The organism is Neisseria animaloris (genome assembly GCF_900637855.1).
Classification (GTDB): Bacteria; Pseudomonadota; Gammaproteobacteria; order Burkholderiales; family Neisseriaceae; genus Neisseria; species Neisseria animaloris.
Window position 1 is genome coordinate 1,902,126 of the sequence record NZ_LR134440.1, and the last position, 13,252, is coordinate 1,915,377.

Annotated in this window: 9 protein-coding genes and 1 pseudogene; 7 read left to right on the plus strand and 3 right to left on the minus strand. The window is 46.8% G+C overall.

Features of this window, described 5'->3' with window-relative positions; translation table 11 throughout:
- The first annotated feature begins 205 nt into the window (after positions 1–205).
- Complete coding sequence (grpE, locus tag EL216_RS08940; RefSeq protein WP_085391135.1) at positions 206–721, plus strand: nucleotide exchange factor GrpE; 516 nt, start codon at positions 206–208, stop codon at positions 719–721.
- 218 nt (positions 722–939) lie between these two features.
- Entirely contained in the window at positions 940–2,871 is a 1,932-nt protein-coding gene (dnaK, locus tag EL216_RS08945; RefSeq protein WP_085391136.1) for a molecular chaperone DnaK, read from the plus strand.
- A 202-nt stretch (positions 2,872–3,073) separates the two neighbouring features.
- On the opposite strand, the gene EL216_RS08950 is transcribed toward dnaK, so the two are convergent.
- From EL216_RS08950 to EL216_RS08960, 3 genes are all read right to left on the minus strand, one after another.
- Entirely contained in the window at positions 3,074–4,906 is a 1,833-nt protein-coding gene (locus EL216_RS08950; RefSeq protein WP_085391138.1) for a lytic transglycosylase domain-containing protein, read from the minus strand.
- A 191-nt stretch (positions 4,907–5,097) separates the two neighbouring features.
- On the minus strand, positions 5,098–6,555 hold the full coding sequence (locus EL216_RS08955) for a TrkH family potassium uptake protein (RefSeq protein WP_085391139.1): 1,458 nt from the start codon (positions 6,553–6,555) through the stop codon (positions 5,098–5,100).
- A gap of 263 nt (positions 6,556–6,818) precedes the next feature.
- On the minus strand, positions 6,819–7,817 hold the full coding sequence (locus EL216_RS08960; protein WP_085391140.1) for a L,D-transpeptidase: 999 nt from the start codon (positions 7,815–7,817) through the stop codon (positions 6,819–6,821).
- Between the two features lie 161 nt (positions 7,818–7,978).
- Here EL216_RS08960 and rlmD point away from each other — a divergent pair, with 161 nt between their 5' ends.
- The 5 genes and pseudogenes from rlmD (at position 7,979) to EL216_RS08985 (ending at position 13,245) form a co-directional block, all read left to right on the plus strand.
- Positions 7,979–9,301, plus strand: a complete 1,323-nt coding sequence (gene rlmD, locus EL216_RS08965) for a 23S rRNA (uracil(1939)-C(5))-methyltransferase RlmD (RefSeq protein WP_085391141.1) — start codon at positions 7,979–7,981, stop codon at positions 9,299–9,301.
- Between the two features lie 156 nt (positions 9,302–9,457).
- Positions 9,458–10,973: pseudogene (locus tag EL216_RS08970) on the plus strand (tetratricopeptide repeat protein).
- Positions 10,948–12,048, plus strand: a complete 1,101-nt coding sequence (locus EL216_RS08975; RefSeq protein WP_085391142.1) for a response regulator — start codon at positions 10,948–10,950, stop codon at positions 12,046–12,048. The pseudogene EL216_RS08970 and the gene EL216_RS08975 overlap by 26 nt, the downstream one beginning before the upstream one ends.
- 17 nt (positions 12,049–12,065) lie before the next feature.
- Entirely contained in the window at positions 12,066–12,602 is a 537-nt protein-coding gene (locus EL216_RS08980) for a GTP-binding protein (RefSeq protein WP_085391143.1), read from the plus strand.
- A 1-nt stretch (position 12,603) separates the two neighbouring features.
- Positions 12,604–13,245: a peptidase M23 gene (locus EL216_RS08985; protein ID WP_085391144.1), complete on the plus strand. Its 642-nt coding sequence runs from the start codon at positions 12,604–12,606 to the stop codon at positions 13,243–13,245.
- Positions 13,246–13,252 lie beyond the last annotated feature (7 nt).

Genomic DNA, 13,252 nt, shown 5'->3' on the forward strand with positions numbered 1-13,252 from the left:
GGACGGCCTTTCCGGTTTGAGGAGCCGTTTTGTTTTTAATTCATGTAACCTTATGTTGTTTTGGGTTGTTTTGCAAGGGCGCAGGCCGTCTGAAAAACGTTTCGGACGGCTTGTGCCTTTTGATGCGCCAAACGGCTTGAATATCGTCCGGACGGCCTTATATTAAAGTTTATTCACATTTTATTACCTGCACAGGATAGACAAAATGACCGAACAAAACCAATCCGTAGAAGTTGAAGAAACATTGGAAACACCCGAAGGGGCAGAGCTATCGGAAAAGCCTTCTTATGAAGAATTGGAAGCCATGCTGAAAGAAGAACAACTGCGCGGTTTGGCCAACGAGCAAAACCTGCGCCGCCGCCATGCCGAAGAATTACAGGCCACGCACAAATACGCAGGGCAAAAGTTTGCCGCCGAAATGCTGCCGGTAAAAGACTATTTGGAAATGGCGCTGCTTGACCAAAGCGGCAACTTCGAAGCCTTGAAAATGGGCGTACAGATGACACTGAACGAATTGAACAAAGCGTTCGAACACACCCAGATTACCGAAATCAACCCGCAACCCGGCGACAAACTCGACCCGCACCACCACCAAGCCATGCAATTGGTGGAAAGCGAACAAGAGCCGAACACCATTGTGAGTGTGATGAAAAAAGGCTATCAGCTTGCTGACCGCGTATTGCGTCCCGCCATGGTTACCGTGGCAAAAGGCGAAAACTGAAAGCGGCGCTGTTCACGGTTTATCCGTCATAAGGTTTTCAGACGGCCATGAAAGCAAAAGGCCGTCTGAAATCAATGCAAGTATTTGAATCAAAAATTTTTATTGTTGAAAAATAATTTAAATACCAACACTTGAAAAGCGGCGAAACCACCTTATTTACCCATCCGACAGGGCAAGAAACCCGCAAAGAATTTAAAAACATTAAGGAGTTATATCATATGGCAAAAGTAATCGGTATCGACTTAGGTACAACCAACTCATGTTTGGCTATTTCTGAAAACGGCCAAACCAAAGTAATCGAAAACGCCGAAGGCGCACGCACCACACCGTCTATCATCGCTTACCTCGACGGCGGCGAAATCCTCGTCGGCGCACCGGCCAAACGCCAAGCCGTTACCAACCCGAAAAACACCATTTATGCCGCCAAACGTTTGATCGGCCATAAATTTGAAGACAAAGAAGTACAAAAAGACATCGATCTGATGCCTTTCGAAATCGTGAAAGCCGCCAACGGCGACGCATGGGTAAAAGCACAAGGCAAAGAATTGTCTCCGCCCCAAGTTTCCGCCGAAGTATTGCGCAAAATGAAACAAGCCGCCGAAGCCTACTTGGGCGAGCCGGTAACCGAAGCCGTGATTACCGTACCGGCCTACTTTAACGACAGCCAACGCCAAGCCACTAAAGATGCAGGCCGCATCGCAGGTTTGGACGTAAAACGCATCATCAACGAGCCGACTGCCGCCGCATTGGCCTTCGGTATGGATAAAAACACCACCGGCGACCGCAAAATTGCCGTTTACGACTTGGGCGGCGGTACATTCGATATTTCCATCATCGAAATCGCCGATGTAGACGGTGAAAAACAATTCGAAGTGTTGGCTACCAACGGCGACACCTTCTTGGGCGGCGAAGACTTCGACCAACGCCTGATCGACTACATCATCGCCGAGTTCAAAAAAGAACAAGGCATTGATCTGAAACAAGACGTGATGGCGCTGCAACGCCTGAAAGAAGCGGCCGAAAAAGCCAAAATCGAATTGTCCAGCGGCCAACAAACCGAAGTTAACCTGCCGTACATCACTATGGATGCCACCGGCCCGAAACACTTGGCAATGAAAATTACCCGCGCCAAATTCGAGAGCTTGGTTGAAGACTTGATCGAACGCTCTATCGAGCCTTGCCGCGTAGCCGTAAAAGATGCCGGCTTGAGCGTGGGCGACATCGACGACGTGATTTTGGTGGGCGGTCAAAGCCGTATGCCGAAAGTGCAAGAAGCCGTTAAAGCCTTCTTCGGCAAAGAACCGCGTAAAGACGTAAACCCCGACGAAGCCGTGGCTTTGGGCGCAGCGATCCAAGGCGAAGTATTGGGCGGCGGCCGCAGCGACGTATTGCTGCTCGACGTAACCCCATTGTCGCTCGGTATCGAAACCATGGGCGGTGTGATGACCAAACTCATCAACAAAAACACCACCATCCCGACCAAAGCGTCGCAAGTGTTCTCGACTGCCGAAGACAACCAAAGCGCAGTAACCATCCACGTGCTGCAAGGCGAACGCGAGCGTGCTTCTGCCAACAAATCGCTGGGTAACTTCAACTTGGGCGACATCGCACCGGCACCGCGCGGCATTCCGCAAATCGAAGTAACCTTCGACATTGATGCCAACGGTATCCTGCATGTGTCTGCCAAAGACAAAGGCACCGGCAAAGAAGCGAAAATTACCATCCAAGGCTCTTCAGGTTTGAGCGAGGAAGAAATCGAACGCATGGTGAAAGACGCTGAAGCCAATGCCGAAGAGGATAAAAAACTGACCGAACTCGTATCTTCACGCAACCAAGCCGAAGCTCTGATTCACTCAGTGAAAAAATCATTGGGCGAATACGGCGACAAACTGGATGCAGACGAAAAAGCAAAAATCGAAGATGCTTTGAAAGCCGCCGAAGAAGCCGTTAAAGGCGACGACAAAGCCGACATCGATGCCAAAGCCGAAGCATTGGGCGCAGCCAGCCAAAAACTGGGTGAAATGGTGTATGCCCAAGCGCAAGCCGAAGCCAACGGTGCGGCAGCAGGCCAACAAGCCGACAGCGGTGCCAAAGGCAACGATGATGTAGTGGATGCCGAGTTTGAAGAAGTGAAAGACAAAAAAGACTAAACTTGATCCAAGCCGTTTTCAGACGGCCTGATTGGAACCAAAAAGGACGCTGTTTCAGCGTCCTTTTTATATCGGCGGATACCTTCATTTTTCTGTATCTTATCCAGTACGGAGTGACTGGAGACCTTTGCAAGATTTACTATAAAACAGAAAGGCCGTCTGAAAATTATTTTCAGACGGCCTTAGTCTTATTAAAACACGATCAATAACGCCCCGGCACCACGCCCATGCGCTGTTTCAAGGAAGTTTGCGATTCGTTGAACAGGCTGGCGTAATAAGTGGCGTTGGTCATCACTTTTTTCACATAATCGCGGGTTTCGTTGAAAGGGATGGTTTCGGCATAAATAGCGCCTTCCAACGGGTTGCCGTCTTGCCAGTTACGGGCGCGGCTGGGGCCGGCGTTATAGCCTGCGGTAGCCAGCACTTCGTTGTTTTGCAGACGGCGTTTAACGTCGGACATATACCATGTGCCCATGCGGATATTGCCGTCCATGGTGTAAAGCTCGCTACTGTTCATGCCGATTTTGCCAGCAATTTCGCGGGCTGTGGCCGGCATCACCTGCATTAGGCCCTGTGCACCGACGCTGGATTGCGCACCCAGCATAAAACGGCTTTCTTGACGGATAAGGCCGTATACCCAAGCGGGGTCGACACCTGCTTGTTCGGCATAGCGTGTAGTGGTTTCTTTAAACGGCGAGATGTAGCGCAAGTTGTAATTGAGTTTGTGGTCGGTACGTTCCGCGCTGTTGATTGCCATTTCATAAAACTGGTGGTTGAACGCCAGTTGCGCGGCGGCAAGCAGGGTATCTTCGCCGGCACCGCGTGTGGCGTAACGCCATTCGGCTTGTGCTTGACGTCGCATTTTCCAGTCGCCGCTACTGCGGCTGGCTTTGAATAAGGTTAGGGCACGGTCGATGGCTGCGTGGCGGGCGAGTTTGTTGATTTCGCTTTTCGGCACTTCGCCGACATTGTTGCGGGTGTTGATGCGGCGGCCCAATTCTTCCGTTGCCATCACAGCGTAGAAATTGCGGCCGGTTTGGGCGGTTTTTTCATACAGGCTGCGGGCACGCGCGCTGTCGCCTTGTGCCGCATAGCTGCGGGCCAGCCAGTATTGCCATGTCGGGTCTTTTTGCAGTTTTTCCGACATGCTTTCGATAATGTTGGCCAGTTCACTCCAGCGTTGCAGGCGCAGTGCGGAGCGTGCGTACCATTCAAACTGCTCGTTACTCAACTGGCTGCGGTCGGCACGGCTGTAATGGCTCATTGCCGCATTCATGTTACGGTTCAATGCCTGCATGTGGCCGAGCACGCCCCACGCAAAGCCGCTTTGCTCGCGGCTCAGGCTGCCGGACATGCTTTCCAGTATGGCGGCTGAAGCGGGATTTTTTTTCGAGGTGTTGCCGATAACGTTAATCAGGCTGTATTCCTGTGCGCCTTGTCCGTCGCTTTCAAACGGGCTGCCTAAAGCCGCTGCGAGGTTGCGTGCATCGGTAATTTGGTTGTTGCTGATAAGCCCGCGTACACGCCGCCAGGCATCTTTGGGGTTCAGACGGCCTGATGAAGCGGCGGCTTCGATCAATATATTGCAACCTTGCGGTAGACGGTTGATTTCTTTTGTTAATTCTTTAGCAAGACCGTCGTAGTTACGCTTGTTGTATTCGGCATAGCATTGTACTTCTTGCGAACGGCCCGCTTGGTCGAGTTTGGCGTATTGTTGGTTGAACTGTGCCCATAAGTTGCGTTTGCCCAAACTCTTCAGCCATTCGTTACGGACGGTTTCTGCCATGGCGCTGTTTCCGGCTTGGTCGAGGAATTGGGAGGGGAGTATGTCGTCGTCTGTTTTGACGGAATCTAAGGCACTTTGATACAGGCTGTAATCCGATAAGGTTTTGGAGGGGGTTTCGGTGGCGCTGCCGACACCGTGGGCATCGCCGTGTTTAACGGGTTCTACTGGCTGTTCGTGCGAGGAACAAGCCGCCACGATCAGAACGGCGGCAGCAGTCAGGGTGAGTTGGAGGGTGCGTTTCGGAGCCATGCGTATGCTTTCTTTAGATTTATTGTTGGAATATTCGATTTTAAACGATTTATACCGCCCCTCAAAACGATAAAGCGGGATTTACATTTTTGAAAGAATAGGATTTTCAGACGGCCTGAAAACTTTGCTTTTTTTGAGGTATGCGGTGTTTGGGTAAGAGGCTGTCTGAAAAAGAGGTTTTACAATGTTGCCTATTTTTTCCAATAAGCGGGGGTAAACAAGATGGCAACGGTAAAAATTTCCAACCGTCCCAGCAACATTGCGGCAGTACACAGCCATTTTTGAAAATCGCTGAGCCCTGCATAGTTTCGGGCCGGGCCGATTTCGCCCAATCCCGGGCCGGCATTGGTAATACACGCGATAATGCCGGTAAATGAAGAGATAAAATCCAAACCGGTAGCCATCATTAAAAATGTGAACAGCACTACTGTCATAAAATATACGAAAACGAAAGCCATTACGGTAAGCGCCATTCGTTCGGGAATGGTGCGGCCGTTTACTTTGACGTTACGTACGGCTTTCGGGTGCAACAGCATCATCATTTCGCGCAGGCTGAATTTAAACAGCACAATGGCACGTACGCTTTTCATGCCGCCGCCCATAGAGCCTGAGCTGGCGAGTATGTTGGAAAGGAAAAACATCCATAAAGCGGCAATCAGCGGCCATTGGGAGAAATCGGCATTGGCAAACCCACTTGCCAATCCTATGGATATGAAATTGAAACCGACAAAACGGAACGCTTCCTCAAGTGAAGGGTAGTGGTTTAAGTGCCATAAATAAAAACTGACTATTGTGATGCTGATGGTTAATGTAGTCAGCAGAACGCGGCATTCTTCGTCGCGCCAATAGCTTTTTAGCGAACGGCTCTTCAATGCGGAAAAATGGCTGGCAAAACTGATTGCTCCTGCCAAAGTAGCCATCATAATCACAGCTTCGATGACGGGAGAGTTGAAGTAGGCAATGCTGTCATCGTGTGTTGAAAAGCCGCCCAACGCAAGGGCAGCCATGGCGTGGCATACGGCATCGAACCAGCTCATGCCTGCCCAATGTAGAGCTATACAGGTTGCGGCGGTAAAGCCTACATAGAGCAGCCATAATTTTTTCGCAACTTGCGAAATGCGCGGTGCCATTTTACTGTCTTTGTCGATCCCCGGGATTTCTGCCTTGAAAAGCTGTGTGCCGCCCACACCCAACATCGGCAGAATGGCGACGGCGAGGACGATAATCCCCATGCCGCCCAACCAGTTGAGCATATGCCGCCAGAAATTGATGGAGGGAGCCAGTGTGTCCAAACTGGTAATGACCGTTGCACCGGTGGTGGTCAGCCCCGACATGGCTTCGAAAAAGGCATCGGTGTAACTTATATGCGGAAAATAGAGATAAAGCGGCATGGCGGCCACCAATGCAAAGCCCAGCCACAACATAAACACCAGTGTAAAACCGTCGCGCGGACGCAGTTCGCGGTCGTATTGCAAAGTCAGCAGCCATATGGCGGAAGAGGCCACAATCGTAACCAACGCAGTGCGCCCGAATGCCAAGAGTGCGTCGTCTAAATAAAGATAAGACACAAACGTCGGCACCAGCAGCAGTATCGAAAACAGCACGCCGAGTTTGGAAAGAATATGGATAATCGGTATAACTTTATACATGGTATGGGTGTTTCAGACGGCATTGGCAACCGGTTCGGCCGTTGGCGGAAGGCCGTCTGAAAATAATCAGTTTCTCAAATATCAAAAGTAGTTCAGACGGCCTTCAGGTTATGAATGTAAGTAACAAGGCCGTCTGAAAAATATGGTGGGCATTTTAGCAAAGTTTCACATAGTGGCGGATGTTGACAGTCACTGAGAGGTGAAAATGAAGATGTCAGGCCGTCTGAAAGAATTCAGACGGCCTGATTCGATTAGAAAAGCATTTAGAACAGCTCTTCTATCAGCTCCTTGTTTTTGGAGGGGTGGTACTGGCCGGCAGAAGGTTCCGGAGCAGGTTTCGACGCGGGTGAGGAGGTAGGTGCAGGTGCTGGCACGGTGTTGGAAGAAACTCCCGGTTCGGGTTTGGTCATTTCTTCATCCACCTCAATCGCTGTGCCCGACGGCAAAACTTCGTCTTTAACAGGAGGCGGAACAGGCGCGGCTTTCGGTTTGGTAAGATCGGCCAAGCCGTCGGTCCATGCCAGCGACTGCAACGGACCTTTAAGTTTGATACCTTTGGCACAGGTCAAGCAGTTGGGGTGGCCTGTTTTGTTTTTCAAAATAGCTTCGACACGCTTGGTATTAATATTTTTTCCATGTGCTTTCGCCCACGCATTAATGCTTTTACGCAAAGCGGCAACATCAAGATTTTTCTTGTCGTACGGATCGCGGAAGGCCGCCAGCCACAGATTGTTGTTGGCATCGGTGTTCAGCGCGGCCATTTGGTAAATCACAGAAGCAGGGGAGCCGCTGGTAATGGTCTTGGCAAACTCGAGCGCATCCGGAGATTTCATGCGCACACAACCATGGCTGCGCACTCCCGGTACGCTGCTCGGCGCATTGGTGCCGTGAATGCCTAATCCCAGTTTCGGGTCGCCCATACGCACGAATACGGGCCCTAACGGATTTTTCGGGCCGGGCGGAATGGTTTTAACACCGTCGTTGCGTTCTTTTTGAATACTTTTGGGGATATGCCATGTGGGGTTGAACGCCTTTGCCCCGATTTTGTGCTCACCTAAGGTGGTTTGGGTTAAGGCTTTTCCGACAGCAACAGGATATGCTTTGGTCAGCTTGCCGTCGGTATACACAAACAGACGTTGTTGTGGAATATTAATCACAACATGCTGGCCTGATTTAATAGGAGAAAAATCTGGTACGGGGGTGTTGGCAAAAGCTGTTGCACTTATAGAAAGCACCAGCAGGCCGAATCCGGTTTTTTTCATTGCTTGTATTGGTAATGGATGATTCATAAATAGAAAACAGCCGGGAATAATACCGTAATATCTGGATTTTTGTGAGAAAATAAAAAATTCGGTGATGAAATACCATTCAACGGTAAGGTGTCGGAATATATTTTCAGGCGGCCTGAAGCAGGACTAAGTGCATGAAATCAGAAAACATTGCAGAAGTTTTTTCGTTAGATTATGAAGGAAGGGGAGTGGCTCGGGTAAACGGGAAAACGGTTTTTATTAAGGGGGCGTTGCCGTCTGAACAAGTAATTTACCGTCTTACCCGAAGTAAAAAACAATTTGACGAAGCAGAAACTGTTGCCGTTATAAAAGCATCCGCCGAAAGGGTAGAACCTAAATGTTGTTATTTTGATACATGTGGAGGATGTGTTTTACAGCATGCTTCACCGTCATCACAAATTGCTTTCAAACAGAGAATATTAGAAGAGCAATTATTACGTATAGGTAAGGTATTACCTCAGCAATTGCTTTCTCCTATTTACGGTATGCCATGGGCTTACCGCCACCGTGCACGGCTTAGTGTGTCGGTAAATCGAGAAGGCCGTCTGAAATTAGGGTTTCAGTCCCGTAAAACACATGATGTTGTTAATGCCGTTAATTGCCCGGTTTTGCCAAAGCATGTTTCAAATATGTTGCCTGAATTAAGAAATTTGCTGCAAAATTGTGCCGACAGAAAAGAGCGTGTCCACCATATAGAATTTTTGATTGGGGAACAGGTTACAGTTTTAAATGTCTGTATAGAAAATGAACCGTCCGAAAGCACAAAGCAGAGACTCAGGAAGTTTTCAGATGGCTTGAATAAAACAAACGTTCAGGAATGGCAAATTTGGCTGCAATACGGCGAAGGTAAAGCCTTCCCATTTTATCCCGAACAAGCACCTCAACTCACCTACAGCTTACCGGAATTCGGCGTGCAAATGCCTTTTCGTCCCGGTGACTTTACCCAAATTAATCCTCATTTGAATGCTCTAATGGTCAGCAGAGCATTACGTTTGTTAGATATCAAAATGGGAGAAAGAGTGGCCGACTTGTTTTGCGGCTTGGGAAATTTCAGTATTCCCATGGCCAAACAAGGTGCTGATGTTGTCGGCATCGAAGGTGCCGATTTTTTAACTCAGCGGGCTTCCGAAAACGCACGATTAAATAATTGTGGCAGTAAAACATCATTTCAGACGGCTGATTTGTTTGAAACCGATGCCGCCACGGTAGCGTCATGGGGCGTATTCGATAAAATGTTGCTTGATCCGCCAAGAAGCGGAGCATATGCAGTTGTTCAGGCCCTGCATAAGCCGTATTTGCCCAAAAGAATAGTTTATGTATCCTGCAATCCGTCCACATTTGCACGGGATGCCGCCGTTTTAGTAGATAAAGGTTATTGCTTTAAAGCGGCAGGTGTGATGAATATGTTCGCCCAAACCGCGCATGTAGAATCCATAGGATGTTTTGAGTTGCATTAACATCAAAACAAAAGATGTTAAAATAGTTTATTGATGTAATAATCAGTTAAATCATGTTATCATGATGCACTTAGGGGACAACATAGCTTTAATATGCCCAATACTTATCAGGTAGTAACATCATTTACCTGATTGGGTTGCTACACGTATCGGGAGATATCCTTGAATTATTCACTTTTAATTATATTACTGGCGCTGCTTTTGCTAGTGTTGTTGTTTGTGCGCTACAAGCAAAGTAGCGGCAAACCGACAAAAAAGCAAAGCAAATCAGCCAAAACATCCAGGTCAAGCCGCCATGTTGCATGAACAGGGCATGCAGCCGGCAGTAGCGACTGGATGGATAAAGTTTCGCAATCAGTTGCTGAAACAGAAAATCAAGATTGGGAATGGGACAGCGGAGGTCATGCTGAAACTGCTACGGCATCCGTTTCTGTACAGGAAGTCGATCCGCTGACCGAGTATCAGGTGTATAAACAGTTTGGCTATGAAAGCAAAGCGGCAGCTTCCCTTGCGGGTTATCTCGGCGGTTTGAAAGACGGGGCTCCTGAAAAACTTGTACATGAGTTAATTGGTTTGAGTCTGCGCACTAACGATATCGACTTGCTTGCGGACACGCTTGAAAAACACGGCGAAGCACTAACAGAGGAGAGCTTGGCCGAGTATATCAAAGCCGGCTTGATTGCAAACTCTACCCATCTGCCCTTGCGGGTTATGGCTGAACGCCGCTTAGGTTGGGGTATGAGAGAAGTTGCCCGTCAAATAGGCGAGAAAACCGGTTTGGAAGATCTTCAAGCCGCAAGCCCAACATTAACCATTAATAATACTGCGGATGCACAAACTTCAAATGGTGGTGCAAAATCAACGCGCAGTCCGATTGTTATCGGCCAAGTTGACTGGAATGATGTAAGTAGTGAGGAGATGAGTGCTGTTATCGGCTTTGTGAAGCCTGAGAAGAGTGCAAGAATCCTAAATAATAAAGTAGATTATGAAACGGCATTACAACAATACAATCGTGCCATTCAAAAATCTTCCAAGCCGGCAAGCTTGATCATTGATGCTCTGAAGTTAGATTACCAACATGAAGAAGTTAATCAGTTTGCCAAGCACTTATGGAAGTTATATTACGCTTTGGGACAGTATGGACGTCAAGTAAAAGAACGTATGCTAGGGTGGGGATATAGCCTTGGTTATCATGAAGTATTTGATGATTTAGAAAAGGGGCCGTCTGAACAGAAAGTTCGCGAGATTGGATTGGAAAGAGGTTATTTGCAACCAACTTCCTTGCAACTGAAAGCCAAATACCGTGATCTGGTGCAAAAAGATGCTTCGCTTATCAGCGCAAACTCTTCTCCTGCAGAAGAAGCTATTAAAGAAGTGGAATCTTTACTGATGTACGGGCAATTGGAACAGGCTATCGGTACTTTGGAGCAGGCTGTCCTGCAATACCCGAAAGAGTCTCAGCTTTATATTATGTTGTTTGACTTATACGAGCGTGCGGAAGATTGGCCTCGATTGGAGCAATTCTTACGCTTGTTGCGTGAGCGTGTAGAAAGTTTGCCAGAAGAAGTTGTTTTGGCTATGAGCCGCCTGCTCCGCCGTGTCAATCAACATTCCAAATAACCAAATACTTTTGAAGAGTACCGATAATGGACAATCTGTTACCAAAAATTAAAACTGTGCGGATTATGTTGCAAGAAATGGGCGAACAACAAGATGCCGTGTTTCGTATGGCATTTAAAATGCATAATACCACCAATTATGAAATTGTTACCCCGGAATCAGAAAGGGAGCCTGATTTGGTGTTGGTCGATACTGACACTGAAAAAGGTATGGAAAAATGGAAAACTCTAAAAGAAATCTATCAGGATATTCCGGTGGTGATGTTCTCTAGTCGAGAGCCCATTGTTACAACACCTTATCTAGCTAAACCGATTAAATTTGATACTTTGTTTCCCATACTTCGCAGCTTGTCTCAAGGAGGAGGTATTTTTGAGGCTTCTGGGCACAGAAATTTAGAAGAAGATGCGAATATCAATCATACAGCAGGGCCGCGTAAGACAACAATTCATCGATTTAATCCACAAAAAGGTTTGCTTGGTGCATTGAAATTTGCCAGCCAAGGACATCAAGATATTGCTGTGTTGCATGAAGGAAAACCGGTTTTAATCGTATTTCCGAGTATTCAGCGTGTATTGCTTACAATTAGTGCGGCAGAGTTAGAAAAATTAAGTAGGAATGATAACCTCGCAGTTGTATGCAAAGCAGTACCCGACAACCCGCAATGGAAAGAAAAAGCTAAAGTAACCATTATGTCTTGCCTATGGCAAATGGCTATTTGGACAGCTCAAGGGCGATTAATTTATCCAATGACACCGCAGACCGTTTTTACATTAAAACGTTGGCCAAATCTTACACGTCTTGCGCCAGTACCTGAGTCAATGCGCTTATCTGCTTTTCTAACAAAAACTTCCGTGAATTTGAATATTCTCTATAAAGTTATGCCTTTGGATATGCCGGATATTTTAAATTATTTGGCAGCCACCTCTGTTACAGGCTTTTTGGCTACTGATAGTGAATTCACAGTACAAGATAAACAGGAAAATATTTCAACTGATAGCGTTAATGTTAATAGTGATGTGCCTGACAACCAAATGGCTAAAGACGCTGAAAAAGCCGTTAGTCCATCGGCAGAACAACCACGCAGTCTACTCCAACGCTTGATGCGTAAGTTAATCGGTAAACGTTAATATTTAAGGGGTATGTAATGAAGGAAAATAAGATTATCTTTACCGGTCCTGTTGGCGTAGGTAAAACAACAGCTATTTCAGCTTTATCTGATGAACCACCAGTTCAAACAGATGCAGATGCTTCTGATATGACTTTAGTCAGAAAAGGGTATACTACGGTAGCAATGGATTATGGTGTAATTTGTTTGGATGAAGAAACAAAAGTTCATCTTTATGGTACACCAGGGCAGGAACGTTTCAATTTTATGTGGGAAATTTTAAGCCAAGGGAGTATGGGCCTAATTCTACTGTTGGATAATACACGTACCAACCCTTTAAAAGATTTGCAATTTTTCTTGGATGCTTTCCGAGAGTTGTTAAAAACAGCTCCGTTGGTTGTGGGTGTTACCAAAATGGATATCCGTTCTTTGCCCGGAGTGGATGTGTACCAAAAATATTTAGCACAGAATAATTTTAATGTACCAGTTTTTGAAATTGATGCTCGCCGCGAGGAAGATGTAAAACAACTGGTTAGTGCAATGTTGTTCTCAATTGATCCGGGATTAGAGGTATAAAATGGAATCAACACTTTCTTTACAATCGAATTTGTACCCTAAAATCACTCCGGCGGGTGCTTATTATGCAGTTTCAGGAGATACACCAAGTGCCAGCCGTACCCTTTTGTATGGTTTATTACGTGCTGATGCAACAGAGACTATCAGTAGCGAAAAATTGTTAGCATGGGCAGATACCAGTGATATAGATAGTGCATTAAATTTGCTTTATCGTCTACAGCGGCTTGAATTCCTTTATGGAGAGGAAAATATAAGTACAGATGATGTAAATTTATCGGATGAGCAATTACCCGAATTATTGGCACAACTTTCCAATTCAGGAAGAGCTCTGTTAGCGGATGAAAACGGTTTATATTTCGCTAATGCAGGTTTTCATCATGAAGCGGCGGAAGAGTTGGGTATTCTGGCAAGTGAGGTTGCTGAGATTTCGGATAGACATCAACTTTTAATTAAGAATAATTTGCACATTCATCATAATGCATGGGGTATTTGTGATCCCTCAGGTCAAAGCGAGTTGACTTTCTTTCCATTGTATATTGGCATGAGTAAACTAATTTTAGTAATTGGTGGAATGCCTGATTTGAATAAAGAAGCTTTTGTTACTTTAGTGAAGGTTTTATATAACCGTTACGGAAGACAGTAAGTAAAAA